Here is a 24,754-nt window from a genome sequence, read left to right on the forward strand (position 1 = left end):
TGAGGCCGGTCGCCGGCTGCTTCGGCAGGCGCGTTGCCGGCGGCGGATCCGAGCCGCCCCTCGGCCGGCCGGAGCGCCGACAGTAAGGTACGTCGGTGGGTAGACGCCGGGCCAGCGCTGATCGTCGCACTGCCGTGGTCACGTTGGTCCACGGCACGTTCGCGCGCAACGCCCCATGGACCCGACCGGACAGTCCACTGAGCGTCGCGCTCCAGGGTTCTGGTTGCCACGTGACCCGGTTCGCGTGGTCGGGCCGCAACTCCCATCGGGCGCGCATGCACGCCACACAGGACCTGGTCGAACATCTGCAGCGGCAGCTGACCGAGCATCCCCGGGCCAGACAGTGGGTGATCGCGCACAGCCACGGCGGGAACGTCGCGCTGCACGCCGCTGACCAGCTGCGCGCCTTGCGGGGCCGCCGGGCGCGGGTGACGACGGTGGCGCTCGCGACGCCGTTCCTGCACGCCCGCCCGCGGACAATCCCGGGCTGGCCGCTCTTCATCATCGTGCTCTTCGGCGCGTTCCTGCTCGCGTCGGCCGCCGGGACGGTCATGACCGGCCCGCGCTCGCTCGCCGACACGGTGCTGGTCGCCGGTGGTGGTGCGTTCGCAGCCCTGATCGCGTTGTGTGCCGCCGGCGCGGTGCTGCACCGGCGATCCCTGGGGCGGGGCTGGCGGAGCCGGCTCGTCGCCGCCATACACGCACCCACCGCCCGGCCCGGGGAGACCATCGTCATCCGGGCCGTCGGCGACGAGGCGTCGGGATTTCTCGTGGCCGGCCAGTTCGTCGGGTGGCTGAGCGCCGTAGCGACCCGTCTGCTGACCAGCCTTTGGCTCTGGGTGGCAGTCATCGGGCTGCCGCAACTCGCGATCCTGGTGGCGACCGTGGCCGGACGTGGTGGACGGTTGGCGTACGGCCTGCTGCTGCACGGGTTCGCCCCCGCCGGTCTGCTCGTGGTCGCGGTGGCGGCGGCGATGGCAGGAGCCGCGGTGGTCTTCGGCATCGACGGCCCCTTCGCAGGGCTGGTCGTGTCCTGCTCGGCTGAGCCTGCCCCGCCGGGCACGGCCACGCTGCTCCAGCTGGAGCCGCGCACCGCCGCCACCCGAAAAGGGCTGGCACACTCCAGTCTCTACGCCGATGACCAGGTCATCCGCTACATCGTCTCCGCCGTCCGGCCGGCGTCCGGTGACGAACCTTCGCGAGACGCGCCGAGCGGCCCGGACGCCGAAACGTAAGGCAACCGGCCCGCGCCGGCCGGCTTGCTCACCGCCCCCGAGAGCCACCTGACCGGCCGGGCCGGGATCAGCCGATGAAGCCGTCCGGGCGCACGTTCACCGGGCCGTCCGGGGTGTCGACGACGTGCCGCCGGCCGTCCGTCAGCAGGCTCAGATCGAGGCCGGGCAGCCGCCGCCCGTAGTCGAGACCGGCCACCCGCATCGCCAGCGCCCGGGTGTCCACCAGCTCGGTGAAGACCTCGCGCAGGGCGGTCACGTCGTCGTCCGGCACCAGCAGCACGCCCTGGGCCCGGGTCGACTGCAGGACGCGGGCCGCCACCGGGTGGCGCTCCTGGTGATAGGTGTCGAGCAGTGACCCCGGTGACTCGCCGCGGAGGACCTCGGCCATCATCCAGCCCAGTGTGAAGGCGTCCTGCAGGCCCAGGTTGAGGCCCTGGCCGCCGGCCGGTGAGTGGATGTGGGCGGCGTCGCCGGCCAGGAACACGTTGCCGGCCCGGTAGTGCGCGGCCTGCCGGCTGGCGTCGGTGAAGCGGCCGGCCCAGCGGACCTCGGCCGGCGTCAGGCCGTTGCGGGCCAGGGCGGCGGCGATCTCGCCGGCGGGCACCGGGTCGTCCTTGCCGGCCGCCATCTGGGCCGGGCCGGCGGCGAGCACCCGGAAGACGCCGTCGCCGAGCGGGAGGACCGTCAGCAGGCCGTCGCCCTCCGGGGCGGGCAGGGTCCACTCGGTCGGGCCGCCGCCGGCCAGTGTGACGTCCGCGACCAGGGCGCACATGCGCCCGTCGCGGCCGGGGAATCCGATGCCGGACCGCCGGCGGACGGTGCTGCGGGCACCGTCGCAGCCGACCAGGAAGCGGGCCCGCATCCCGTTGACGGTCACGCCGCCGGCCACCTCGGTGAAGGCTTCGACTCCCACGCCGTACCGGATCTGGACACCCAGGGAGAGTGACCAGTCCGCCAGGCGTTCCTCGACGCGGGCCTGGGGGATGCCGATCTGGTACGGGTACGGGGTGGGCAGCCGCGCATAGTCGAGTGGGATGCCCGCGAAGTGCCCGCGCGGCAGGCGGGCCGGGGCGACGGCGAGCAGGTCGTCGAGCAGTCCGCGGGAGGCGAGGACCTCGGCCGAGCGCGGTTGCAGGTTGAGGGCTCTGGACTGTCCGGTGCGGGCGGTCAGGCGCTCGAGGACCACCACGTCGGCGCCGCCCAGGGCCAGCTCGCCGGCCAGCATCAGGCCGGTCGGCCCGGCCCCGGCGACGATCACGTCGGGGCTCACGCGCGCAGCTCCCACTTCTTCGTGTAGTACAGGTGGAAGAGGCCGGTCGGCACGACGATCACCGGCCAGCAGGCGTTGAGGACGGCCGGGGCGAGGTCGAGCGGCAGCACGTACGCGGCGAACAGCGTGACCGCCACGTTGAGCAGGCCCGCGCACCCCCAGACGAAGGTCAGCACCCGCATGCCGTGCCGGAACCGCTGGTTGCCGTCCCATTTGGACTCCCACTCGCGCAGGCCGTCCGGGCCGACCTTGGCCAGTACGAACGCGCGGTAGAGGTACATCGGGGCGGGCCGGCCGACCCACACCGACGCGAGCAGCCAGACCGCGATGAGGCCGCCGAGCAGGCCGCCCCACGCGTCGCGGATCAGCATGGTGCGGGCGTCGCCGGTCATCGCCGAGACGCCGAGGCTGAGCGCGACCACCGAGAGCACGAAGACGGCCAGGAAGTCGATCGTGCGGGTGCGCACGAACTTGACGATCACCGCGACGGCCGGCACGGCACCGGAGAGCAGGAGTGCCCACCACTGGTCGACGCCGGCGGCTCTCAGCCCGTAGAAGACCACGAGTGGCAGCGCGAAATCGATGAACATCGTCACGAGCAGGGAGGCGCGGTTGACGGCCCGGGCTGTGGTCACGGTCATGGCTGGTCCTTCCGGACGGCGCGGGTGAAGAGGGCGACCAGTTCGGACGCGTAGGCGTGCGGGTCGAGCCCGGGGCGCGACGCGGCGGCGTCGATCGCCGCGCGCAGCGTCACCGCCATGACGACCGGGTCGAAGACGCGGAACTCCCCCGCCTCCTGCCCCTCGCGGAACATCGTGGCGAGCCGCGCCACCGGGTCGTCGACGTCGCCGGGACGCACCAGCGGGGTGCCGTCCTCGGTGCGGGCGTTGGCGGCGATCTCGATGACGGCCCGGATCGCCGTCGGGTGCCCGGCGATGAACTCGAGGTTGGACTCGATGTAGGTGGCCATCGCCTCGGTGCGGGTGCCGCCGGCGACGCGCATCCGCTTGCCCATGTAGTCGGCGGCCTCGCCGAGCACGGCGCCGACCACGGCCCGGACCAGCTCGGCCTTGTCGTCGAAGTGGTAGGAGATGAGCCGGGTGCTGCTGATCCCGGCGCGCTTGGCGATCCGGGCGAAGGAGGCGTTGCCGTACCCCAGTTCGGCGATCGTGTCGATCGCCGCGGTGACGATCTGCGCCCGGCGGGCGCTCGCCGTCACGGTGTCGTTTACTCGCATGAGTAACTTTTTACTCGACCGAGTAACGGTGGTCAAGCGCCTTTTCCGCGGGGAAGATCAAAACGGCGGCTCAGGCCGCCTGCGAACCCTCTTCCGGGCGGCCCTCCACGAGGCGCACCTTCGGGTGCGGGAAAACCCACCTCCGGTACGCCCAGAGGCGGAACACCATGCCGGCCAGGGTGCCCGCGATGATGCCGAACCCGAAGTCGCTGATCTCCTGGACGATCAGGCTCACGTGCGGCGTCTGCAGGTCCAGCCCGTACCGGGCGATCCACAGCGGGATGTCGCTGACGCCGATGGCGATCGCGTTGGCCGCGAAGAACAGGGCCGCCTCGTGCCGGCGTTCCCGGCCGCCGCGGGCGTTGAACGCCCACTCCCGGTTGAGCACGTACGACAGGACGGTCGCGACGATGTTGGCGATGGTGAACGCCGTGACCGGCTTGTCACCGAGGATCGTCAGCTTGAGACCGTAGTTGATCACGACCGTGACGAGGAAACAGGTGCCGCCCACGACCAGGAACTTCAAGGTCTCGCGGTGCTTGAGCACCCGCTCGCGCAGCGGCGCGGGCAACAGGCCCAGTACGGCTCGGACGATCTTGGCGGGACGTCCCCGCAGCGGCTCGACGCTCATCGCGGCGGAAGATACCCGCCGATTCTGAACGAAACCTAAACGCCGAGGCTCCGGACGAAGGCGTCCAGGCGATCGGCCAGCCCTCCGTCGGTGATCAGGAACTGCAGCCCGACCTCCCGCTCCCCCGGCTCACCGCCCCCGGCCGAGTTCATCACCGTGGCGTGCAGGCCGATCCGGTCGTCGCCGTGCGCCAGCTCGACCCCCACCGCGTCACCCTCCGTGATCGGGGCGCCGGCCGGGAGCGCGCACCGCATCCCGCCCGCGCTGACGTTGACCAGCCGCACCGGCAACGGCGCATGCCCGGTCCGGGTGATGCTGGCGGTGCCGGCCGCGGCGATGCGATCGTGCCCCCGGCGTTCCAGGCGGGCGGCCAGGTTCGACATCTGCTCGACCCGGCCCAGCGCGTCCCCCATCTGCGCGGACAGCTCGCTGACCAGCACGTCCTGGTCGGCGACGACCGCACGCAGGGCGTCCGCCGCCTCCCCGACACCCCCGATCCCCTCGATCATCGTGCTGATCGCCTGGGCCATCTCGGCGGTGTCGCGTTCCAGCTCGGCGATCGTGGTGGTGATCTGCTCGGTCGAACTGGCGGTGCTGTTCGCCAGCTCCTTGACCTCGTCGGCGACCACGGTGAAGCCGGAGCCGAGCTCGCCCGCCCGGGCCGCCTCGATCGTCGCGTTGAGGGCCAGCAGCCGGGTCTGCCCGGCGATACCGGTGACCAGGACCGCGGTCGACGCGACCCGGCGCAGGCTGCGGTCCAGCGAGGCGATCACCCGCTCGGCCTGGCGGCCCTGCTCGACGACGGCCGCGGTGGCGCGATCGGCGGTGGCGATGCTGCGGTCGATCACGCCGGCCGCGTCCCGCACCTGCCCGACGTGGGCGGTAACGCCCCGCAACTCCTCGGCGATCACGCCGGTCGACTCGTCGATGATCTCCTGGGTCCGCTGCCGGAACTGGGCCTCGACCTGCCGCTGATGCCGGAAGCCGGCGCGCAGTTGCTGGTCACGGGCGTGCTCCGCGGCCTGGATGATCTCGTCCTGCGCGCGCAGCCGCTGCCGGGCCACGTCGACGGCGCGGCCGATGTCACCCATCTCGCCCCGGCCGCTGGGCAGGGGCCGGTCGGCGAGGTCACCGTCGGCGATGGCGGTGGCGGCCCGGACGGTGTCGCGTACGTCCCGTGTGGTGCCCCGAACGACCGCCGCCGCGAACCAGACGCCGAGGAGCAGCCCGCCGATCACGACACCGAGGACGAGGTCGCGCTCCCGGGCGCCGGCGTCGATGCGCTGCCGCAACTCGGCGGCGAGCGCGTCGTGCAGCCCGGGCACGGCGTCCGCCGCGGCCGCGCCGACCGTGGCCGGATCCCGGCGGGTGTCGGCGGCCAGGGCGGCGATGGCCTGGACGGCACCGGGCGGGCCGCCGTCCCGCTCGAGGCCCGCGGCGGCCTCGCCGAGTGCGCCCGCCGCGGTGGAAAGGTCCGGATTCTGCTGCAGCTGGGCTGCCGCCAGCAGAGCGCGGGGCAGGTGCACGACCTGGGCGTCGATGAGCCGCGAGGTGGACAGGCCGGGGTCGAGGGTCAGATGCGTGCTGTCACCGACGTCGGCAATCTGCGCCTGGATCGACCGGATCCGCTCCGCCGCCGCCCCGGCCGCCGGGTCCGCCGGGGTCGCCGCCGCGTTCCCGGCCACCGCGCCGGCCATCTCGATCAGCAGCCGCTGCACGGCCTCGGCGCCGCGCAGCTCGGCCCGCCCGGAGTCGATCTGAGCGTTGCGCCCGACCGCGTACACGACCGCCGCGACCATACCCGGAAGCAGCAGCACCACGACCAGCACCAGCAGCCGCGGCCGGGTGCGCAACCGGCCGGATGCGGCGAGCATCGGCCGCAGCAGGGCGGTTCGGGGCATGCGGGGCGCTCCTGGGTACCCAGAGTGTTGTAACCCGGCCGTTCTTACCCGGAGCTTCTCACCCGGAGCGGACGTAAGGAGCAAACTGGCAAGATTCGCTGATCGCGGCCACGAAGGCGGCGACGGCCGGATGCCCGGCCGCGCCTTTGCGGTACGCGATCCGGCTGCGGCGCCGCGTCGGCAGAGCCTCCAGGCGTACGCCACCGGCCCGCCCCTCCTCGACCGCCATGGCCGGGACGACCGACACCCCGAGGCCGGCCGCCACCAGCGACAGCACGGTCGTGAAGTCGTCCGCGTGGTGGCGGGCGCGCGGACTGAACCCGGCCGCCCGGCACAGCTGCACGGTCACCGTGTGACACACCGTCCCCGGCGTCGCCAGAATCCACGGCGCGTCCCGCAGTTCCGCGAGCGCCACGCTCCGCCTACTTGTCAGCAACAGCGCCTGCGCATTCATGTTGACTGGATCAACACCGTCAACATTGACCGCATCAACATGTCCGGCACCGCCGTCGCCCGGTTGCCCACCTTCATCCCCCGGCCGTTCGCGCCGAGCGCCTTCAACGGCCCGCGCCTGCGGGACGGGCTCGTCGCCCACCCGCCCGAGCACGACGGCCTCGCCGGCCCACGCCAGCAGGAGGGGTTCGCCGGCCACCTGCCCTGGCCGGACGGCCTCGCCGGCCCACGCCTGCAGGAGGGGTTCGCCGGCCACCTGCCCTGGCCGGACGGCCTCGTCCGCCCACGCCTGCGGCAAGGCCAGATAGACCGGCTCGTCGAGTAGGGGCACGTCGTCGAGGGCTGGGTCTGGGCGGGCCGGGACCAGGTCGTAGTCGTTGATCAGGCCGACGTCGATGCGGCGGTCGCGCAGGGCGGCCGGCACGCCGGCCGGGTCCAGCTCGGTGACCATCAGTTCCAGGCCGGGGTGGCGGCGGCCGAGCGCGGCCAGCGCGGCCGGGAACAGCGCGCGGATCGCGGTCGGGAACGCGCCGATGCGCAGCGGCCCGGTCAGACCCCCGGCGACGGCGGCGAGCGAGGCAGTGGCCTGCTCGAGTTCGGCCAGCACCGTGGTGCCGTGCCGCACCAGGATCCGTCCGGCGGCGGTCAGGGTCACGCTGCGGCCGGTGCGGGCCAGCAGGCGTACGCCCGCCTCGCGCTCCAAGGCACTCAGCTGCTGGGAGACCGCCGAGGCCGTGTAGTTGTGCGAGGCGGCGACGGCGGCGATCGTGCCGAGCCGGGCGAGGTCGCAGAGCAGCCGCAGGCGGCGCACGTCGAGCATCAGCTCAGCTTACGGCCGGCCCGCGAAAGCCGACCTGGACCTTATGCTCCGGCGCCGGGACGCTGGGGCCATGACCTTCTCCGGCCTGTTCGTTCCCCTGATCACGCCGTTCACCGACGACGGCGACGTCGCCCTGCCGGCCCTCGACCGCCTGGCCCACGAGGTGCTCGATGCGGGCGCCACCGGCCTGGTCGCGCTGGGCACCACCGGCGAGCCGTCCGCGCTGACCCCGGCCGAGCGGGCCGCCGTCCTGTCCGTGATCGGCAACGTGAGCCGCACCCGCCGCACCCCGTGGATCGCCGGCGTCCACGACGGCGTCGTCCCCGCCTCGGCCGACGCCGCGATGCACGCCGTCCCGGCGTTCGTCCGCCCCGGCGAGGAGGGCGTGATCGCGCACTTCGCCGCCCTGGCCGCGGCGTCCCCGATCCCGGTCGTCGTCTACCACGTGCCCTACCGCACCGCCCAGCCGCTGTCGGCCGGCGCCCTGGTCCGCCTGGCGTCGCTGCCCAACGTGACCGCCATGAAGTACGCCCCCGGCGTACTCGACGCGACCGCCACCACGTTCCTGGCCGAAACGGCCGGCCGGACCGGCTTCTCCGTGCTGGCCGGCGACGACGTCCTCGCCGGACCGCTGCTCGCCCTCGGCGCGCCCGGCGCGATCATGGCGGCCGCCCACGTGGCGACCGCCGACTACGCCGCCCTGATCGCCGCCTGGCAGTCGGGCGATCTGCCGGCGGCCCGCGACTGGAGTCACCGCCTGGCGCCGCGGTCGGCCGCGCTGTTCGCCGCCCCGAACCCGACCGTCATCAAGGCCGTCCTGCACGCCGAGGGCCGGATCCCATCCGCGGCGGTCCGGCTGCCGCTCACCGCCGCCGGACCGGAGGCGATCGCCGGCTATGACGCGATTACCATGAGGCGGCCTGTCGCGACCCTTCCCGCGGGCAGCGCCTAACGTCAGCGGTCATGATCTCGGCGTTCTCCGGCTTCGCGCTCATCGGCGTCATCGTGCTCGCGGGCTGGCTGACCCGCCGGTTCGCCGGGCTGCCGGACAACGCCGAGGCCGTGCTGGGCCGGCTGGTCTACTCGGTGCTCGCGCCGTGCCTGCTGTTCACCGGTGTGGCCAAGGCCGACCTGAACGTGCTGTTCAGCGAGCCGCTGCTGGTGTCGACCGCGGCCGCGGTGGTGTGCTTCGGGCTGTTCGCGTTGCTGATCCGCGGCCGCGACCGGGGCACCACGATCATGGGGGCACTCGCGTCCGGCTACACGAACGCCAACTACATCGGCATCCCGGTCGCCACGTACGTGCTCGGCAACGCGGCCCTGGTCGTCCCGATCGTGATCCTGCAACTGCTGGCCATCACCCCGGTCGCGCTGACGTTGCTGGAGATCGCCACCACCGGGCACGCCTCGTGGCGGACCGTTCTGATGACACCGCTGCGCAACCCCCTGATCGCCGGCGTGGCCCTCGGCGCGGTGTTCGCCCTGACCGGCTGGCACCTCCCGGCCGTCCTCGGCAACCCGATCACCGCTATCGGCCAGGCCGCCGTGCCGGTCGTGCTGATCGCGTTCGGCATGTCACTGTCCGGCCGGGGCGTGCTGACCGCCGGCTCCGACCGGGCCGCCACGCTCACCGCGATCGCGCTGAAGACCGCCGGTATGCCGGTGATCGCCTTCCTCATGAGCCGCGCCCTGGGCCTGCCCCACGACGGGACCTTCGCCGTGACCGTGCTGGCGGCGCTGCCGACCGCCCAGAACGTGTTCCTCTACGGCCAGCGCTTCAACGCCGGCCTGGTCCTGATCCGCGACGCCATCTTCCTGTCGACGGTGGCCTGCGCTCCGGCGCTGCTCCTGATCACGTTCCTGTTCCATCTGTGACGACGAGACGACAAGACGACGAGACGACGAGACGACGATCAGGGCAGCGCTATCTCCAGTCCCTCGTCAGCCAGAAGGATCTCGCCCGAGTACACCTCCGCGGCCGCACGACCGCAGGCCGGCCGATCCGCGCCGGGCCAGAAGTGCGTCAACAGCAGCCGCCGCGCCCCGGCCGCCTGCGCCGCCGATCCCGCCTCGCGCGGCCGCAGATCGAGCGGCGGCCGATCGGTGCAGTCAGCGATGAGCAGGTCGGCGTCTCGCGCCAGCACGGCCAGGTCCGGCGACGGCCCGGTGTCACCGGTATAGGCCACACACCACCCGGGCGCCTCCAGCCGCACACCCACGTTCGGAACGTAGTGCGGCAGCGGAACCGACGTCAGCCGGAACGGCCCGGCCCGCAGCGGCTCGGCCGGCAACGGCCGGAAGTCCAGGTACGACGAGACGTCGGCCGCATCCGGCGGATCAAGAGCAGCCATCAGTTCGGCCACTCCGGAGGCCGCGTAGACCGGCACCGGCCGCCGGCCGGCTCCATAGCGCAGCGACCGGAACAACGCGTGCAGATCCACCGCGTGGTCCGGGTGCGCATGCGTGATGACCACCGCGTCCGGAACGTCCACGAGCGAGAACAACCGCGCCGCCGTCCCGTACCCCAGGTCGAGCACGATCCGCACCCCGCGACAGGACACCAGGTAACCGCTGCACGCCCGCCCGGCCTCCGGCCACCCTCCGCAGCTGCCGAGCACCACCACCCCGTCCGCCATAGGCGTAAGTATCGCGGTCAGCGGATCAGCGGCTCTCCGGGCCGGTCGCGGTGGCGGTCCGGCTCGGCCCGGGCCGGGCTGACCGGCACCGCCGGCGCCCACCCGCGCCGCGCGCCGCGCCGCATCACGATCGCCGCGGCGCCGATCACGAAGACCACGCCGATGCCGCCCACCGCCATCCACAATGATGCCCGCCGGGCGTCGGCGCGCCGGGCGGCCCGGGCCACCGCGGCCGGGTCCTGCGCCTGCATCATCTCCGGCGCCGGGGCGGCCGGAGAGGCCGGGCCCAGCGTCTCGGTCAGCGCACGGTACGGGTTGAGCAGGCCGAACCCGTACTCCGGGTTGCGGGCCGCCTCGGCGCCGGCGCCGGACGAGGCCGGGCCGCCGGGTGCCGGGTCGGTGGTGGCCTCGATGCGGCGGGCCACCTCGGCCGGGGTCGCCCCGGGGAAACGCTGCTTGATCAGGGCGGCGGTCGCGGCCACGAACGGCGCCGCGAAACTGGTGCCGCTGTCGACGTGCAGGCCGCCGCCCGGCATCGCCGCCGTCACGCCGTCGCCGGCGGCCACCACGTCCACGTAGTCGCCGTGCTGCGAATAGTCGGCCCGCACCCCGGACGCGGTCAGCGCGCCCACGCCGATCACACCCGGATAGGCGGCCGGGAACGGGGTCGGGTCGGGGTCCTGCGGGCGGCCGTGGTTGCCGGCCGCGGCCACCACGACCACGCCCTTGCCGAGGGCCCGTGCGACCGCCGCCCGCACCGGGGTGTTGCCCTCGGTGGTGACCAGGGAAAGGTTGATGACGTCGGCGCGGCCCTCGTCGACCGCCCAGTCGATCGCGTCGGCGAAGTCGCCGAACGACGCCCGGTCGCCGGAGGTGCCGCCGTTCTGGTCGTCCTCCTCCTCGCTGACCCGCACCGGCACGATCGTCGCGCCCGGCGCCAGCCCCTGGAAGCCGGAGTCGCCGGCCGGCCGCCCCACGATCAGGCTCGCCACCTCGGTGCCGTGGCCGATGCAGTCCTGCCGGCCGTCGGGGTCGTGGTGCAGGAAGTCGGCCCCGGCGGCGACCCGGCCGCGCAGGGCGGGCGTGTCCGCCTCGACACCGGAGTCGATCACCGCGACCCGCACCCCGGCGCCGGTGGCCAGCGGGGCGAGCCGCGACGCGTCGTACAGCTGATTGGCGTACGGGGTGCCGGGCAGTTGCGTTCCGGCCGGGGGCGGGTTGTCGCACACGTGCTCGGCGAAGGCGGCCGGCGGCGCCGGCAGCAGGAGCAGCGCGAACACCGCCGCCACCGCGGCCGCCGCCCGTCGCCACACCATCGCGCCCCCCAAGCTCGTCGATCCGCCTGGATCGTAGCGAGCACGGGCGACCCGGGCGCAGCCTGTCACCCGGCCGAGGCGGCCCACCGCACGACGGTCTCGAACATCGGGGCCCGCCCGGCCAGCATCGCTTCGAGCCCGCGCCGGTCGTAGCCGGGCCGGCGGGGTGACACCGAGGCCGCCATCACCATCCGCGGGGCCAGCCAGAAGTATTTCGCCGCCCCGCAGGTGCGGATCGCCGCCCGCACGGTCGCGGCCGGGACGGCCCCGTCGAGACCGCGGGCGTAACCGGCGGCGACGGTGGCCAGCACGACGTCGAGGTCCAGTGCGGACAGCCCGTCCCAGAACGTGTCGAGGGCCAGGTTGGCCGCGTCCTCCCCGATCGCGCCGGGCCCGCAGAACGACCAGTCCAGCAGCACCGGCCCGCCGGGGGTCACGATGAGGTTCATCGGCCAGACGTCGTGGTGACACAGCGTACGGGGAAAGCGGTCGGCGGCGGCCAGCAGCGCGACCCGTTGCTCCCACAGGCGGCGCAGGCCGGCGCGCAGCGCGGGCCGCCACGCCGCCGCGATGACCGGATGATCCCAGTCGAGGTCCTCATCGACCGGCTGGGCCAGGGTGTAATCGCGCAGCCAGTCCCGCGCCAGCCAGGGAAAGCCGGGCGGTTCGCCGAGCCACCGGGCCTGCCCGGCGCCGAGCCGGAAGGCCAGCTCACCCAGGTCGGCGGGCCCGGACGACATGCCCGGCGTGCCGGCCACGTCCTGAAGCCACATCGCCACCGAACCATCGGCCAGCACGTCGCAACCCAGAAACCCCGGGGCACTCACCCCGGGGAAGCACGATGCCGCCAGACCCGAGGTGTACGCCTCGAGCTCGCGCCGCCAATAGTTGAAGTGAGCCGGGTCATCGCTCGCCGCGAGGTGCGCCGCCGCGCCGCTCCGTCGCCGGACCGCGTGCTTGAGGATCGCCGTACCACCGTCGCGGTGCACCCGCCACACCCCGCCGGTGACCTCGTTGGCGCTGCTGTGCGCCAGCTCTTCGGCGGTCCAGCCCGGTCGGAGCAGATCGTCAGGCAGCGGCACCCGGCGAGCCTACCGGCCCAGCCGGTCCGCCCAGGTCACCGGGCGGCGGCCGGTAGCACGTCCTCGACCGGGTGGCGCCCCCGTTCAACGGGGTGACAGCGGCTGCGGCCACGTGCCCGACGGTAGGCGCCCGGCACTGAGCGGAAGCTGCGGTTCCGCGGCCGCCGCCGCGACGCCGCGGGCCAGGGCGTCGCGCAGCCGCCGGGTGAGCGGCCGCTCGACGTACCGGTGCACGAGCCAGGCCACCGCGGTGATCACGGCGAGCGCGGCCGCGATCAGCAGCCAGACCGGGGCGCCGGTCAGCTCGTACCCGGTGCGGACCAGGCTGTAGCCGATCCGCTGGTGCAGCAGATAGACCGGGTAGGTCAGCGCGCCCGCGACCGTCAGCCACCGCCCGCGGACCCGGGCGGCCCAGCCGTGCGCGATCGCCAGCAGCAGCGCGAAGCTCAGCGACACGAACAGGTAGCCGGGCCAGGACGGCACCGCGAAGCCCGGCCGCAGCTGCGCCAGCCGGTCGTCGAGCCGGGCCATCGAGACCAGCCACGCCATCCCGGTGATCCCGTACAGCAGCGGCGTCGGGCCGAACCGGTAGATCAGGTACATCGCCATGCCGGCCACGAAGTACGGCGCGTAGTCCGGCACCGCGACCAGGTCGACGACCGGCAGCCGCCAGCTCGGGGCGAGCACGGCCACGGTCAGCCACAGCGTGCAGAACAGCACGACCCGCCGGTACGTCGTACCGGCCCACACGACCACCGCGAACAGCAGGTAGAAGCGCAGCTCGATGAAGAGTGTCCAGTAGACGGTGTCGACCGCGGGCACCCCGAGCGGCTCCTGCAGCATCGTCAGGTTGGCCAGGGTGCCGGCCGGGCCGGGCAGCCCGCTCACCGGGACACCGCCGGTGACCGGCAGCACCAGCACCACCAGCGTCGTGAGCACGATCCCGGCCCAGTACGCCGGGTAGAGGCGGCTCACCCGCGAGGCGAAGAACGCGCCCAGCGGCCGCCCCCAGCCGCTCATCGCGATGACGAACCCGCTGATCAGGAAGAACAACTCCACGCCGAGGAAGCCGTAGACGGTCACGTGCGACGCCGTCGGCAGGAAGTACGCCGGTGGATGCACGCCGTCGACCCGCCACGCCACGGTCAGGTGGTAGACCGCAACGGCCAGCGCCGCCAGCAGCCGTAACCCGTCCAGCGCCGCCACCCGGCCCGGACGCTCAGCCACGGGCCACGTCCAGCCGCGCCTTGCCGGTCGGCAGCTGCTTGCCCTTGTCTCCGATGGCCGCCCAGTCGGTCAGCACCATATCGGCCGACACCTGATCGAGCGGGAACCAGAACAGCGTCACGTCCCGGTCCTCGCTCCACGTCGTCAGCTGCGCGCTGACCGTGCGCCCGTCCGCCTTCGCCATGATCGCCCGTGCCGGGCCGATGAAGTACCCGAAGACCGGCAGGTCGCCCTGGCCCTCGACCCGGTCGGGCGCATGGATGGCATGGAACCCGCTCGCGAACGTCCGCTCGGTGAAGTCCTCGACGCTGCGGCAGCCGCGCAGCGCCCGGTCGGCGGTCTCGAAGCAGCCGATGCTCTGCATCCCGGTGGTCTTCAGGAACGACAACATCAGCACCACCTGCCCGCCGGGCTGCGTCATGCCGGTCTCCACCGGTTCGCCCCACGCACCGGCGGGCCGGCTGTCCGCCGCGGCCTCGACCGGCGCCGGACCGCTGTACGACGTCTTCTCCCACAGCGTGATCCCGCCGCCGGCCACCACCGAGAACGCCACCAGCCAGCTCATGCCGGTCGCCAGCCGGCGCCGGGCCCGCAGCCGGCGTCCCTTACGGACGATCACGTCCAGCTCCATCGCCGGGCCGGCCGCCGGCGCCGGCGCGTTCAGCAGGTCGCGGAACTCCTCCAGGCCGGTCATCGCGGCGCTCCGTGCGCCGTCAGGACCTCGTCGTCGTCGCGCACCGAGACCCGCAGTTTCTGCAGCCCGCGCGAGTTGAGGCTCTTCACCGAGCCGACCGCGATGTTCAGCACGGCGGCCACCTCGGCCTCCGGCATGTCGAAGTAGTGCCGCATCACGACCACCAGGCGTTCCCGCTCGGTCAGCGCGGCCAGGGCGCCGAGCAGCCACCGCTGCCGGGCGACGTCCTCGGCCAGGTCGCGCGGGCCGGGACGGTCCGGCAGGTCGTCGCCGGCGTGTTCCCGGATCGGGCGGCGCCACTGGTCGGTGATGTGGTTGGCGAGCACCTTCCGCGCGTACGCGTAAGGGTCGTCCCGCCGGATGCGCGACCAGGCCGCGTACGTCTTGACCAGCGCCGTCTGCGCGGCGTCCTCTGCCTGCTGGTCGTGCCCGGTGAGCAGGTACGCCGCTCGCCGCAGGCGGGCGGAGGCCGCCGCGGCGAATTCGGCGAACTCGTCGTCATCGCGCGCCATGCGGTGCCCTCACGTTAGTCATGCCTCCGAAGACGAGCGGGGAGATCAAAAAGTTTACCGACCACAAAACAGCTCTAGACAACTTTTCTTTTCGGTGCGACAGTCGACGGCATGCACGACGTCGCCGTCATCGAAGACCCGGCCGCCGCCGAAATCTCCCTCGACCCCATCCGCAGCCGCATCCTCGCCGAACTCGCCCAGCCCGGCTCCGCCACCACCCTCGCCGGCAAAATCGGCCTCCCCCGGCAGAAAATCAACTACCACCTGCGCACCCTCGAACACCACGGCCTCGTCCGGCTCGTCGAGGAACGCCGCAAAGGCAACGTCACCGAACGGCTCCTGCAAGCCACCGCCGCCTCGTACGTCATCAGCCCGGCCGCCCTCGCAGCCGTCGCCCCCGACCCCGGCCGGGCCCCCGACCGCCTCTCCGCCCGCTGGCTCCTCGCCCTCGCCGCCCGCCTCGTCCGCGACGTCGGCACCCTCATCACCGGCGCCGACCGCACCCAGCAACGCATCGCCACCTACGCCGTCGACGCCGAAATCCGCTTCGCCACCCCCGACGACCGCGCCGCCTTCGCCGACGAACTCACCACCGCCGTCACCCGGCTCGTCGCCCGCTACCACACCGAAACCGGCCGCAAACACCGCCTCGTCGTCGCCGTGCACCCCGCCCTCGACTCCGCCGCCGAACAGGACCACTGATGGGCAAGGACTTCGAAACCCACCTCGACGCCACCGTCCCCGCCACCCCCGACCAGGTCTGGGACGCCATCGCCACCGGACCCGGCATCTCCTCCTGGTACATCGGCCGCACCGAGATCGACGGCACCACCGTCCGCACCGCCTTCGGCGACGACTGGATCCCCGCCGGCACCGTCACCACCCGCGACCAGCCCCGCCACTTCGCCTACCGCACCGGCCCGGCCGACGACGGACGCTTCCTCGCCTACGAACACCTCATCGAAGGCCGCGACCACAGCGCCACCGTCCTGCGCACCGTCACCAGCGGCTTCCTCCCCGGCGACGACTGGGCCGGCGAATACGAAGCCATGCAGTACGGCACCGCCCTCTTCTTCGCCACCCTCGTCGAACACCTCACCCACTTCCCCGGCCGCACCCTGACCCCGGTCACCGCGTTCGGCCCACCCGTCACCGACTGGCCCGCCGCCTGGCGCACCCTCACCGACACCCTCGGCCTCGACCCCGCACCCCGCCCCGGCGACACCACCGACGACGGCGGCACCGTCTACTTCACCAACCCGCACACCCTCGGCATCCGCAGCGGCCAGGGCTTCCACCGCTACATCCAGGGCCTGCACGGCGCCATGGTCACCTGCCACGCCCTGTTCACCCCGACCTCCGACCACCCAGAGGACTGAGCCATGCCCACCGTCACCTCAGCCGACGGCACCACGATCGCCTACGAAACCCTCGGCACCGGCCCCGCACTGCTCTTCATCGACGGCGCCATGTGCTACCGCGACTTCGGCCCCGCCCGCACCGTAGCCGCCGCACTCGCCGACCACTACACGGTCCACATCTACGACCGCCGCGGCCGCGGACAGAGCGGAAACACCCTCCCCTGGGCCGAAGACCGCGAGATCGAAGACATCGCCGCCCTCCTCAAGGAGGCCGGCGGCCAGGCGTACGCGGTAGCAGTCTCCTCAGGCGCAGTCCTCGCCGCCGACGCCGCCGCCCAGCTGCCCGGCCTAACCCGGCTGGCCCTCTACGAACCACCGTTCATCGTCGACGACACCCGCCCCGCCCGCGAGGCCACCTTCACCGCCGACACCGAGGCCCTGCTCGCCCGCGGCGACCGCACCGGAGCCCTCAAGAAATTCATGAGCCACGTCGGCATGCCCGCCCTAGCGCTAGCGATCATGCCCCTGACCCCGCCGTGGAAAAAGCTGAAGGCGGTAGCCCCCACCCTGCCCTACGACCTGCACATCCTCGGCGACACCGGCCGCGGCCGCCCCCTGGACCCGTCCCGCTGGGCCGGCGTAACCGCACCCGCACTGGTCATGGACGGCGGCAAAAGCCCGCAGTACATGCGCAACGCGGCCCGAGCCCTGAGCGAAACCCTCCCGAAGGCCGACTACCGCACCCTGCCCGGCCAGACCCACATGGTGAAGGCCGGCGCTTTGGCGCCCGCGGTCAAGGAGTTCCTGGGCCAATAGCCATGTTGATTCCGTCAACATTGACGCGCCGCCATCAACATTGACGAAATCAACACGTCAACACAAACCCACCCCGACGACAGGTGCGCCTCGAACACCCATGGCGGTCGAGCCGCCGGTTGTCCATCACTCCGCACCGTCCACTTGACGCACTCCGGCTTACTTACAGTCGGCGTGATCCCGCACAGCCGCCCACGACCGGGCGCCTGGCACCGCGACGCCGCCCCCGGCGAACCGCGTCGGCCGGGGCAGCGTCGGCCGGGGCGGCAGCGCGGCGTAGGTCTGCTCGGCCGCCGGGTTGTCGGCGGCCGAGCCGTCCGCGCCACAACGCCGCCGGTGAGACAACGCCAGCGAGCGGCGCCAGCGAGCGGCGCCAGGCCTGCCACGCAACCAAGCAGCGCCGGCCGAGTTCGGCGCACTGACCGGCAACGCGGCAACAGCCGGCATGACCTGCCCGCCGGAGCTGAATCTTCTGTCCCGCCGATCGTGCGGGCGGCAGCGTGGCCCAGCCGACGCTTGACCGCCCCCGGACCTAACCTCGCTCCCCTTCATCGGCGGTACAAGTCCCGGACGCTTCCTGCACGACCCCATCGTCAAAGCCGAGCGAGGCGCCGACGGCCCCGAACAGCGCCCGGCTCTGGGCCGATCCCAGCCCCACCAACAGCCTGCGGCCAGCCAAACCCTGAATTCAAAAGGCAGGCAGTCGTTGACTCCGTTTTGGTTTGACCTGGGCTTGCGCGTGCCCACAGCACAGGGCACACCCCGTACGGCATCCTAGGATACTGGGATAGAGGCGTAAACGCGCTCGGTGTGGTGGCGACGGCAGGCGATCATCGGCGCCTAGGCTGGCCAGGCGATGAGCGAGAACGACGACATCCTTGAGACCCGCCCCTGCGCGCACTGTGGACGTCCGGTCCAGCAGCGGGCGTCGGCGGGGCGCCCCTTCCGGTACTGCCGCGACAACGACGGCGAATGCCAGCGTGCCTCCCGCAACGTGCGGATGCGGCACCGCTCCTCCCCCGGCCTGGCCGGTCAGGTAGCCCGCACCTGGGAGGTCGTCGACCGCCTCGATCAGCTGGTCGGCACGCTCACCGAGGCACTCCATTCCGAACTATCCCCGGCCGGCGTCGAGCGTCAGGTCGCCGAGGTCCATGCCGAGACCTCGGAGAAGATCGCCGCCGCCCACACCGAACGCGACGACGCCCGCCGTGACGCTGAGCAGGCGAGCGCAGCCACCGCGAGCGCCCAGCAGCTGGCGTCCGCGGCCACGGCGGAACGCGATGAGGCCCGCCACCTGGCCGAGCAGGCCGAGCGCAAGGCCGCGGCAGCCGCCGAAGAGGCAGAGGCGGCCGTGGCAGCCCGCGACGAGGCTCGCCGCCAGGCGACCGCGGCCGCCGCGCTCCGTGAGCGCGCCGAGTCCGAACGCGACACCGCCCGGGACGAGCTCTCGGCCGCGAAGGCGGAGATCCACGACGTACGCCGGGAGCGGGAAACCACCGAGCGCGAACTAGCGACTACCTTGCGTGACGCCCGGGCCGCCGCCGAGCGCGCCGAGCAGGCCGGCCGTGACCGGGATGCCGCCCGCGCCGAAGCCGCCAGAACGGCCAAGGACCTGGTCAAGGCCACCGATCAACTCGCCGCCGCGGAGGCGGCGGCTTCCGCCGTACGCGCTGAGGCCGCGACCGCCCAAGCCGCCGCCGACGAAGCACGGCGCGAGGCCGCCGCGGTCCGCACCGCCGCCGACGCCGCGGCCGCCGAAGCGCGCCGGGAAGCCGCCGCCGCGCGTACCGCCGCCGACGCCGAGATCGCCGAGGCCCGGCGCCGGGCCGACGAGGCCGCGGCCGACCAGGAAGCCCAGCGCCGCGCCGCCGAACGGGCCGCGCACGAGATCGCCGACCTGGAACGCCGCCTCGCCGCCGCCCGCGCCGAAGCCGAGGCCGCCCAGTCCCGCGCCGCGCAGCTCTCGACCCAGGTCAGCGACCTCGCCTCGGCGCTGGCCTCGCTGGGAAGTCCCCGCCCGTCGCCGGCCCCGATCCAGCAGACCAAGCCCGGCCAATCCCCGGCCCGAGCCAACTGACTCCACCGGCCACTCCCCGACCCGGCCCCAGCCCCAGCCCCAGCCCCAGCCAAGCTCCACCGGCCACTCCCCGACCCGGTCGAGCCAAGCCAAGCTTCACCGGCCACTCCCCGACCCGAGCCAACCGACCCCGCCGGCCACTCCCCGACCCGAGCCAACCGACCCCGCCGGCCACTCCCCGACCCAGGCCATCACGCTCACCGGCCATTCCCGGGGCTCGGCTCATCTGTAGCCGAGCCGAGCCCGGATCTCCGAATCGATGGCGGTCGCGAGGTGTCGATAGAGTGTTCGAAGGGCAAACACATCCCAGGACACGAAGTCGACAGGTGGATTCTTCTCAACTTCGGCGGCCGCGGGGCGAATGTTGCCGGACGTACCGCTGAACCCGGAGAGGGATTTACGACCGACACTGCCGAGTGACCGACATCGCAGCACCCGCAGAACTCCCATAAGGCCGTAAAGTGGACCAAGGTCCACTTCGACGAGGGTTCGAAGTGACGGCCTGGGGCCGCGGGCAGTTACGCTCGTAGCGTTAACGCTGCCGTCACACACGGCGGCCAGAGACTTGGCGTCCGCCAGATCCTTGACCAAGGTCTGGAATCCGGCGGTCGCCCCTTTCGTTACACCAACGAGAGCAGCACCACGAGCGAGGGGAAAGCCGATCATGGGCGAACGCATGCTGCGCGGCAGCCGTCTTGGCGCAGTCAGCTACGAGTCCGACCGCAACACCGAACTGGCGCCCCGGCAGACTCGAGAGTACCTCTGCGTCAAGGGCCACCAGTTCGAGGTCCCGTTCGCCGTCGACGCCGAGGTGCCCACCACCTGGGAGTGCAAATTCGACGGCAGCGTAGCCCGACTCGTCGACGGTAACGAGCCGGAGCAGAAGAAGGCGAAGCCGCCACGCACCCACTGGGACATGCTGCTTGAGCGGCGTTCGATCTCGGAGCTTGAGGACATCCTCAATGAACGGCTCCAGGAGGTTCGGACGCGTCGAGGTCGCTGAACCGGTTCGAGGAGGCCGCTCCCTATGTTTGGGGGGCGGCCTTTTCGTGTGTTCCGGGCGGGGTGGCCTGGGTGCGGTCGGACGGAATTCGAGGGGAGGGTGACCAAGAACGAGGTAAAGCATCTAGTTCGTTCTTGGTCACCCTCCCCTCGAATTCCTTGCCCACTCAGCGTCAGCAGGTTCGGCCTTCATCGGTGGTCCATGCCGCCAGCCGTTGCCTTGCCCGTGGGCGGTCCCGTCGCGCTGCGCGCGACTTCCGCTCAGTGGGCGCGCCAGGGGATTCGGTCACTCCGGGCCGGCCTCAGTGGTGGGTTGCCCGGCCTCACATCGCCCCGTTGCGCGGGTTTGTGGGCTTTTGAAGCTTGCGGGCCCCGTGGCTAGCACCGTGCACCGAACCGACGGGGATCCTACGGTTACGATGGGCGGCCCCCCATCGGTAGGGCTCAGAGCTTGCGCGCCGAACCGGCCGGCTGCGGCTCGGCTCGACACCGGCTCGGCCCGGCTCCGCCCGGCTCGGCCCGGGCCGCGCCGAACCGGCCGCCTGCGCCTCGGCCCGGCTCGACACCGGCTCGGCCCGGCTCGGCCCGGCTCGGCCCGGCCCGGCTCGGCTCGGCCCGGCTCGGCCCGGCTCGGCTCGGCCCGGCTCGGCTCGGCTCGGCTCGGCTCGGCTCGGCTCGGCTCGGCTCGGCTCGGCTCGGCGGGACGATGACCTGCACGTAGCATCGGAAGCGGGTTTGCGGGTTTTGCTTCCGGCCGATCGCACCACCGTGATCGAGCCGGTGCAGCACGACGCCGACATGGCCCACGCGGGCGAACAAGACCCGAGATGCCTCAGGCCGGCCCAGCAAAACCCGAGATGCGCAAGCCGGCCCGAGGAGAGCCCCAGGCGGCTCTCGCCGGCGAGCAGGCTCGGGCGCTCAACCGCCGAGCCGACGCCCGGCAACGAGCCCCAGACACACGGGCCCGAAGCCCACGAGCAGGCCCACAGACCCGGCCCGTGACGGGTAGCGCCCATGTGGACGAGACCCGCAGCAATCCACGCGACACGCAAGCTGCAAAAAAGGGGAACCGCTACCCATACCTTCACCCCCGGCGAGCCCAGCCGACGGAAGGCGCGACCGTCACGCCCAAGCCGACCAGCGCCGCCCTCGGCGGCGAAAAGACCCGACAACCCGCGCAACGGGGCGATGTGAGGCCGGGCAACCCACCACTAAGGCCGGCCCGGAGTGACCGAATCCCCTGGCGCGCCCACTGAGCGGAAGTCGCGCGCAGCGCGACGGGACCGCCCACCGGCAAGGCAACGCCTGGCGGCATGGACCACCGACGAAGGCCAAATCTGCTGACCAGGACCAGGCAAGCGATTCGGGGCGAGGGTGACCAAGAACGAACTAGATGCTTTACCTCGTTCTTGGTCACCCTCGCCCCGAATCGCGTCCGACAGCAAGAAAGCCCCCGAGATCAGCGAATAACTTCCCCTTCAACCACTTCACCGTCAAGCGCAGCAACAGGCGAAGGCGACACAGGCGGCTCATCAACGGGAGACCCCCGACGAACCTTGACCCGGCGAGGACCGAACAGGTCCCCCACGGCCGCAGCCCCAAGACGGCGACCGGCGAAGTTCTCGATCCGGCGCCGGGCCAGGACACGCCCCGGGGGCAGCAGCAGGAACAGCCCGGCGAGGGACGTGATGAAGCCCGGCACGGCCAGCAGCAGCGCCCCGCCCAGACCGGCCAGCGAGTTGGACACGTCGGCGCCCGGGGGACGTCCCTCGACCGCCGCCGCCTGGAACCGCCGCCACCCCCGGATGCCTTCGCGGCGCAGCAGGGCCAGGCCGGTCACGGTGAAGGCGAGCAGCAGCAGGACGGCCCAGCCTCCGCCGATCGTGTGCGCGACGGTCAGGAACACCACGATCTCGGCGATCGACAGCAGGGCGAAGCCGACAGGTATCAGGGCCAATGGACGACGCATCGGGGCACCTCCGGTTTAAAGCATGACACGCCGGTGCCGGGTCACGGCCAGGTCGAACCCTGCCTGGGCTTGCGGCCGATCATGCTGAGGAGGGTGTCCTTGCGGGCCTGCAGGCCCCACGTGGTGACCCTGAGCAGCTGTTCCTTGAAGATGTTGCCGCTCATTTTGCTGACGCCGTGTTCGCGCTCGGTGAACGTGATCGGCACCTCGGTGACGCGGAAGCCCTGCCGGTAGGCGCGCCAGGCCAGTTCGACCTGGAACGAGTAGCCGGTGGAGGCGACCGTGTCGACGTTGATGGCGTCGAGGACGGGCATGCGGTAGGCGCGGTAGCCGCCGGTGGCGTCCCGGAACGGCATGCCGAGGGCCATCCGGATGTAGATGTTGCCGCCCCGGGAGAGCACCAGCCGGCGCATCGGCCAGTTGTGCACGCTGCCGCCGGCGATGTAGCGGGTGCCGAGGACCGCGTCGTGGTCGCGCAGCTGGTCGAGCAGCAGCGACAGTTCTTCGGGGGCGTGGGAGCCGTCGGCGTCCATCTCGACGACCACGTCGTAGCCTTTGTTCTTCGCCCAGGCGAAGCCGGCCTTGTAGGCCGCGCCGAGGCCTTCCTTGCCGGGCCGGTGCAGCACGAAGATGTGGTCGTCGGCGACGGCGAGTTCGTCGGCGATCGCGCCGGTGCCATCGGGTGAGTTGTCGTCCGCGACCAGGATGTCGACCGACGGGACCGCCCTGCGCACCCGCTCGGTGATGGACCGGATGTTGTCGGCCTCGTTGTAGGTGGGGATTACCACCAGCACCCGTCCGACTCCCGGGTAGCCCTCGGCTTCGGTCACCGTTCCTCCGCTTTTCGTGCAGCCTCGTCAATGGTGGTGCGCCGGCGTCGCAGGGGCAGAACGCCGGCCAGGGCGACGACCGTCAGGGCGACGCCGGTCCATTCGGGCCACTGGCCCAAACGCGTCGCCAGCGTAGTGGGTCCGCCAAGTCGCATGTCACGCAGCACCACCGCCGGGGTGTTGAAGCCGGTGGCGCCGTGGACGTTGCCGTCGGTGCCGACGAAACCGGACACGCCGACCGTGGAGACCATCAGGGAGTCGCGGCCGTGTTCGACGGCGCGCAGGCGGACCATGGCGAGCTGCTGCTCGGCCTCGGCGTTGTCGAAGGTGGCGTTGTTGGTCTGCACGGTGAGGAGCTGGGCGCCGCCGGTGACGGTGTCGCGGACGATGCCGTCGTAGGCGACCTCGAAGCAGATCACGTCGCCGAGGACGGCCGGGCCGGTGCGGATCACGCCGGGGTGGTCGCCTTTGAGCATGTTCTGCACCAGGTCGACCTTGTCGGTGACGAGGCGGGCGATCGGGCGCAGCGGCATGTATTCGGCGAACGGCACCGGGTGGCGTTTGACGTATTCCTGGCTGAGGTCGGGGCCGGTGCCGGGGCGCCAGAGGATGCCCGCGTTCTGGATGTCGGACGGCTTGTCGGTGCGCAGCACGGTGCCGACGAGGATGGGCGCCCCGATGTCGTTCGCCGCGGCGGTGATCTCCTGGGCGGCGTCGGGGTTGCGCAGCGGGTCGATGTCGCTGGAGTTTTCCGGCCAGACGACGAGGTCGGGCCGGCGGGCTTTGCCGTCGGCGACCTGGGCGGCGAGCTGGATGGTCGCGTTGACGTGGTTGTCGAGGACGGCCCGCCGCTGCTCGTTGAAGTCGAGGCCGAGGCGGGGCACGTTGCCCTGGACGATCGCGACGAGTTTGCCGGTGCTGCCGGGGTGGGCGACCGGGACGGCGGCCGGGCCGGCGATCAGGGCGGCCGCCGCGACCAGGAAGCCGGCCGCCGGCCAGGAGATCGAGCGCCGCCAGGCGAGTGCGACGAGGGCGCCGCCGGCGGCGGCCACCGCGAAGGTGACCAGCGGGGCTCCGCCGTACGCGGCGAGGCGCAGCGCGGGGGCGTCGCCCTGGCTGAACGCGAGCCGCCCCCACGGGAAGCCGCCGAACGGGGCCCGGTCGCGCAGTGCCTCCTGCGACACCCAGAGCAGCCCGGCGAGCGGGGGCCACAGCCAGCGGCGCCGGTCGAGCAGCGGCGACGCCCAGGCGGAGGCGAGGCCGAGCAGCGCGAAGATGCCGGCCTGGGCGAACGACAGCAGCATCCAGGGCAGCCAGCCGGCGGCCAGGCGGGTCCAGTCGAGCAGGGGGACGAACAGGACGAGGCCGGCGATGAAGCCGATGCCGGCGCCGCCGCGCAGGCGGCGGCGGTGCGCGGCGGCGGCGAACCCGGCCACGCCGACCGGGGCGAGCCACCACTGACCGTACGGCGGGAGTGACAGCAGCAGCGCCGCCCCGGCGAGCACGGCCAGCGCGACGGCGACCGGCAGGCGCAGCGGCCGCGGCGGGGTGGCGGGCGCGGTGACCAGCGACTCCGCGGGCGGCTGCAGCGTCAGTTCCATTCGCGAGAGGCTACCTGGCGGAACTGCGCGTACGGCACCGGCCGCGGGGGTCGAAGGGCCGCCGGATGCAGGGACGGGATGCGA

24 protein-coding genes and 1 pseudogene are annotated in these 24,754 nt (G+C 72.6%); 9 read left to right on the forward strand and 16 right to left on the reverse strand.

What is annotated here, in order from left to right; translation table 11 throughout:
- The first annotated feature begins 230 nt into the window (after window positions 1–230).
- Window positions 231–1,235 (forward strand): hypothetical protein, encoded by a 1,005-nt coding sequence (locus ACIA5C_RS08875; RefSeq protein ID WP_396052740.1) that lies wholly within the window; start codon window positions 231–233, stop codon window positions 1,233–1,235.
- 67 nt (window positions 1,236–1,302) lie between these two features.
- On the opposite strand, the gene ACIA5C_RS08880 is transcribed toward ACIA5C_RS08875, so the two are convergent.
- The 7 genes and pseudogenes from ACIA5C_RS08880 to ACIA5C_RS08910 all read right to left on the reverse strand — a co-directional run.
- A complete protein-coding gene (locus ACIA5C_RS08880; protein ID WP_396052742.1) occupies window positions 1,303–2,505 on the reverse strand; it encodes an FAD-dependent monooxygenase in 1,203 nt (400 codons plus the stop codon).
- Window positions 2,502–3,146, reverse strand: a complete 645-nt coding sequence (locus tag ACIA5C_RS08885) for a VC0807 family protein (protein WP_396052744.1) — start codon at window positions 3,144–3,146, stop codon at window positions 2,502–2,504. The genes ACIA5C_RS08880 and ACIA5C_RS08885 overlap by 4 nt, the downstream gene beginning before the upstream one ends.
- The gene (locus ACIA5C_RS08890) at window positions 3,143–3,742 is read right to left on the reverse strand and encodes a TetR/AcrR family transcriptional regulator (protein WP_396052745.1); all 600 of its coding nucleotides are present in this window, start codon (window positions 3,740–3,742) and stop codon (window positions 3,143–3,145) included. The genes ACIA5C_RS08885 and ACIA5C_RS08890 overlap by 4 nt, the downstream gene beginning before the upstream one ends.
- A gap of 70 nt (window positions 3,743–3,812) precedes the next feature.
- On the reverse strand, window positions 3,813–4,373 hold the full coding sequence (locus ACIA5C_RS08895) for a GtrA family protein (RefSeq protein WP_396052747.1): 561 nt from the start codon (window positions 4,371–4,373) through the stop codon (window positions 3,813–3,815).
- A gap of 35 nt (window positions 4,374–4,408) precedes the next feature.
- Window positions 4,409–6,274 carry a methyl-accepting chemotaxis protein gene (locus ACIA5C_RS08900; protein WP_396052748.1) on the reverse strand — a complete coding sequence of 622 codons (1,866 nt, stop codon included), beginning with the start codon at window positions 6,272–6,274 and terminating at the stop codon, window positions 4,409–4,411.
- A gap of 58 nt (window positions 6,275–6,332) precedes the next feature.
- Window positions 6,333–6,728, reverse strand: coding sequence for a LysR substrate-binding domain-containing protein (locus ACIA5C_RS08905; RefSeq protein ID WP_396053096.1), 396 nt, complete (start codon window positions 6,726–6,728; stop codon window positions 6,333–6,335).
- A gap of 243 nt (window positions 6,729–6,971) precedes the next feature.
- Window positions 6,972–7,547 (reverse strand): annotated as a pseudogene (locus ACIA5C_RS08910) (LysR family transcriptional regulator); the annotation flags it as partial.
- 70 nt (window positions 7,548–7,617) lie between these two features.
- On the opposite strand from ACIA5C_RS08910, the gene ACIA5C_RS08915 reads away from it, so the two are divergent.
- On the forward strand, window positions 7,618–8,499 hold the full coding sequence (locus tag ACIA5C_RS08915) for a dihydrodipicolinate synthase family protein (RefSeq protein WP_396052749.1): 882 nt from the start codon (window positions 7,618–7,620) through the stop codon (window positions 8,497–8,499).
- 11 nt (window positions 8,500–8,510) lie between these two features.
- Window positions 8,511–9,422 carry an AEC family transporter gene (locus ACIA5C_RS08920; RefSeq protein ID WP_396052750.1) on the forward strand — a complete coding sequence of 304 codons (912 nt, stop codon included), beginning with the start codon at window positions 8,511–8,513 and terminating at the stop codon, window positions 9,420–9,422.
- Between the two features lie 38 nt (window positions 9,423–9,460).
- On the opposite strand, the gene ACIA5C_RS08925 is transcribed toward ACIA5C_RS08920, so the two are convergent.
- The 6 genes from ACIA5C_RS08925 to ACIA5C_RS08950 form a co-directional block, all read right to left on the reverse strand.
- Window positions 9,461–10,183, reverse strand: coding sequence for an MBL fold metallo-hydrolase (locus ACIA5C_RS08925; RefSeq protein ID WP_396052752.1), 723 nt, complete (start codon window positions 10,181–10,183; stop codon window positions 9,461–9,463).
- A 17-nt stretch (window positions 10,184–10,200) separates the two neighbouring features.
- Window positions 10,201–11,499, reverse strand: coding sequence for a type VII secretion-associated serine protease mycosin (mycP, locus tag ACIA5C_RS08930; protein WP_396052753.1), 1,299 nt, complete (start codon window positions 11,497–11,499; stop codon window positions 10,201–10,203).
- Window positions 11,500–11,564: 65 nt separating this feature from the next.
- The gene (locus ACIA5C_RS08935; RefSeq protein ID WP_396052754.1) at window positions 11,565–12,581 is read right to left on the reverse strand and encodes an aminoglycoside phosphotransferase family protein; all 1,017 of its coding nucleotides are present in this window, start codon (window positions 12,579–12,581) and stop codon (window positions 11,565–11,567) included.
- Between the two features lie 84 nt (window positions 12,582–12,665).
- Window positions 12,666–13,808, reverse strand: coding sequence for an acyltransferase family protein (locus ACIA5C_RS08940; protein WP_396052755.1), 1,143 nt, complete (start codon window positions 13,806–13,808; stop codon window positions 12,666–12,668).
- Window positions 13,801–14,502, reverse strand: a complete 702-nt coding sequence (locus tag ACIA5C_RS08945) for a hypothetical protein (RefSeq protein WP_396052756.1) — start codon at window positions 14,500–14,502, stop codon at window positions 13,801–13,803. Before ACIA5C_RS08945 ends, ACIA5C_RS08940 begins: the two co-directional genes overlap by 8 nt.
- On the reverse strand, window positions 14,499–15,014 hold the full coding sequence (locus ACIA5C_RS08950) for a SigE family RNA polymerase sigma factor (protein WP_396052757.1): 516 nt from the start codon (window positions 15,012–15,014) through the stop codon (window positions 14,499–14,501). The genes ACIA5C_RS08945 and ACIA5C_RS08950 overlap by 4 nt, the downstream gene beginning before the upstream one ends.
- A 111-nt stretch (window positions 15,015–15,125) precedes the next feature.
- Here ACIA5C_RS08950 and ACIA5C_RS08955 point away from each other — a divergent pair, with 111 nt between their 5' ends.
- The 6 genes from ACIA5C_RS08955 to ACIA5C_RS08980 all read left to right on the forward strand — a co-directional run bounded on the left by ACIA5C_RS08955 (window position 15,126) and on the right by ACIA5C_RS08980 (window position 20,991).
- Complete coding sequence (locus ACIA5C_RS08955) at window positions 15,126–15,716, forward strand: ArsR/SmtB family transcription factor (protein WP_396052758.1); 591 nt, start codon at window positions 15,126–15,128, stop codon at window positions 15,714–15,716.
- Complete coding sequence (locus tag ACIA5C_RS08960; RefSeq protein ID WP_396052759.1) at window positions 15,716–16,393, forward strand: SRPBCC domain-containing protein; 678 nt, start codon at window positions 15,716–15,718, stop codon at window positions 16,391–16,393. The genes ACIA5C_RS08955 and ACIA5C_RS08960 overlap by 1 nt, the downstream gene beginning before the upstream one ends.
- A gap of 3 nt (window positions 16,394–16,396) precedes the next feature.
- On the forward strand, window positions 16,397–17,191 hold the full coding sequence (locus tag ACIA5C_RS08965) for an alpha/beta fold hydrolase (protein WP_396052760.1): 795 nt from the start codon (window positions 16,397–16,399) through the stop codon (window positions 17,189–17,191).
- Between the two features lie 856 nt (window positions 17,192–18,047).
- Window positions 18,048–19,268 (forward strand): serine/threonine protein kinase, encoded by a 1,221-nt coding sequence (locus tag ACIA5C_RS08970; protein WP_396052761.1) that lies wholly within the window; start codon window positions 18,048–18,050, stop codon window positions 19,266–19,268.
- A gap of 664 nt (window positions 19,269–19,932) precedes the next feature.
- Entirely contained in the window at window positions 19,933–20,271 is a 339-nt protein-coding gene (locus ACIA5C_RS08975; RefSeq protein ID WP_133877974.1) for an RNA polymerase-binding protein RbpA, read from the forward strand.
- Window positions 20,272–20,721: 450 nt separating this feature from the next.
- Entirely contained in the window at window positions 20,722–20,991 is a 270-nt protein-coding gene (locus ACIA5C_RS08980) for a hypothetical protein (protein ID WP_396052762.1), read from the forward strand.
- A gap of 738 nt (window positions 20,992–21,729) precedes the next feature.
- Here the strand turns inward: ACIA5C_RS08980 and ACIA5C_RS08985 are convergent.
- From ACIA5C_RS08985 to lnt, 3 genes are read right to left on the reverse strand one after another with little or no spacing between them, the layout of a single operon-like run.
- Entirely contained in the window at window positions 21,730–22,239 is a 510-nt protein-coding gene (locus tag ACIA5C_RS08985; protein WP_396052763.1) for an FxsA family protein, read from the reverse strand.
- Window positions 22,240–22,280: 41 nt separating this feature from the next.
- A complete protein-coding gene (locus ACIA5C_RS08990; RefSeq protein WP_396052764.1) occupies window positions 22,281–23,069 on the reverse strand; it encodes a polyprenol monophosphomannose synthase in 789 nt (262 codons plus the stop codon).
- On the reverse strand, window positions 23,066–24,670 hold the full coding sequence (gene lnt / locus ACIA5C_RS08995) for an apolipoprotein N-acyltransferase (RefSeq protein WP_396052765.1): 1,605 nt from the start codon (window positions 24,668–24,670) through the stop codon (window positions 23,066–23,068). Before lnt ends, ACIA5C_RS08990 begins: the two co-directional genes overlap by 4 nt.
- Window positions 24,671–24,754 lie beyond the last annotated feature (84 nt).

The sequence above is a fragment of the Actinoplanes sp. NPDC051343 genome, assembly GCF_044455125.1.
Classification (GTDB): domain Bacteria; phylum Actinomycetota; class Actinomycetes; order Mycobacteriales; family Micromonosporaceae; genus Actinoplanes.

What these genes read in the sequence shown, in the direction of transcription:
- ACIA5C_RS08885 (WP_396052744.1), bottom strand. Translation starts at nt 3,146, where the DNA reads ATGACCGTGACCACAGCCCGGGCCGTCAACCGCGCCTCCCTGCTCGTG.
- ACIA5C_RS08890 (WP_396052745.1), bottom strand. Translation starts at nt 3,742, where the DNA reads ATGCGAGTAAACGACACCGTGACGGCGAGCGCCCGCCGGGCGCAGATC.
- ACIA5C_RS08895 (WP_396052747.1), bottom strand. Translation starts at nt 4,373, where the DNA reads ATGAGCGTCGAGCCGCTGCGGGGACGTCCCGCCAAGATCGTCCGAGCC.
- ACIA5C_RS08900 (WP_396052748.1), bottom strand. Translation starts at nt 6,274, where the DNA reads ATGCCCCGAACCGCCCTGCTGCGGCCGATGCTCGCCGCATCCGGCCGG.
- ACIA5C_RS08905 (WP_396053096.1), bottom strand. Translation starts at nt 6,728, where the DNA reads ATGAATGCGCAGGCGCTGTTGCTGACAAGTAGGCGGAGCGTGGCGCTC.
- ACIA5C_RS08915 (WP_396052749.1), top strand. Translation starts at nt 7,618, where the DNA reads ATGACCTTCTCCGGCCTGTTCGTTCCCCTGATCACGCCGTTCACCGAC.
- ACIA5C_RS08920 (WP_396052750.1), top strand. Translation starts at nt 8,511, where the DNA reads ATGATCTCGGCGTTCTCCGGCTTCGCGCTCATCGGCGTCATCGTGCTC.
- ACIA5C_RS08925 (WP_396052752.1), bottom strand. Translation starts at nt 10,183, where the DNA reads ATGGCGGACGGGGTGGTGGTGCTCGGCAGCTGCGGAGGGTGGCCGGAG.
- mycP (WP_396052753.1), bottom strand. Translation starts at nt 11,499, where the DNA reads ATGGTGTGGCGACGGGCGGCGGCCGCGGTGGCGGCGGTGTTCGCGCTG.
- ACIA5C_RS08945 (WP_396052756.1), bottom strand. Translation starts at nt 14,502, where the DNA reads ATGACCGGCCTGGAGGAGTTCCGCGACCTGCTGAACGCGCCGGCGCCG.
- ACIA5C_RS08950 (WP_396052757.1), bottom strand. Translation starts at nt 15,014, where the DNA reads ATGGCGCGCGATGACGACGAGTTCGCCGAATTCGCCGCGGCGGCCTCC.
- ACIA5C_RS08955 (WP_396052758.1), top strand. Translation starts at nt 15,126, where the DNA reads ATGCACGACGTCGCCGTCATCGAAGACCCGGCCGCCGCCGAAATCTCC.
- ACIA5C_RS08960 (WP_396052759.1), top strand. Translation starts at nt 15,716, where the DNA reads ATGGGCAAGGACTTCGAAACCCACCTCGACGCCACCGTCCCCGCCACC.
- ACIA5C_RS08965 (WP_396052760.1), top strand. Translation starts at nt 16,397, where the DNA reads ATGCCCACCGTCACCTCAGCCGACGGCACCACGATCGCCTACGAAACC.
- ACIA5C_RS08970 (WP_396052761.1), top strand. Translation starts at nt 18,048, where the DNA reads ATGAGCGAGAACGACGACATCCTTGAGACCCGCCCCTGCGCGCACTGT.
- ACIA5C_RS08975 (WP_133877974.1), top strand. Translation starts at nt 19,933, where the DNA reads ATGGGCGAACGCATGCTGCGCGGCAGCCGTCTTGGCGCAGTCAGCTAC.
- ACIA5C_RS08985 (WP_396052763.1), bottom strand. Translation starts at nt 22,239, where the DNA reads ATGCGTCGTCCATTGGCCCTGATACCTGTCGGCTTCGCCCTGCTGTCG.
- lnt (WP_396052765.1), bottom strand. Translation starts at nt 24,670, where the DNA reads ATGGAACTGACGCTGCAGCCGCCCGCGGAGTCGCTGGTCACCGCGCCC.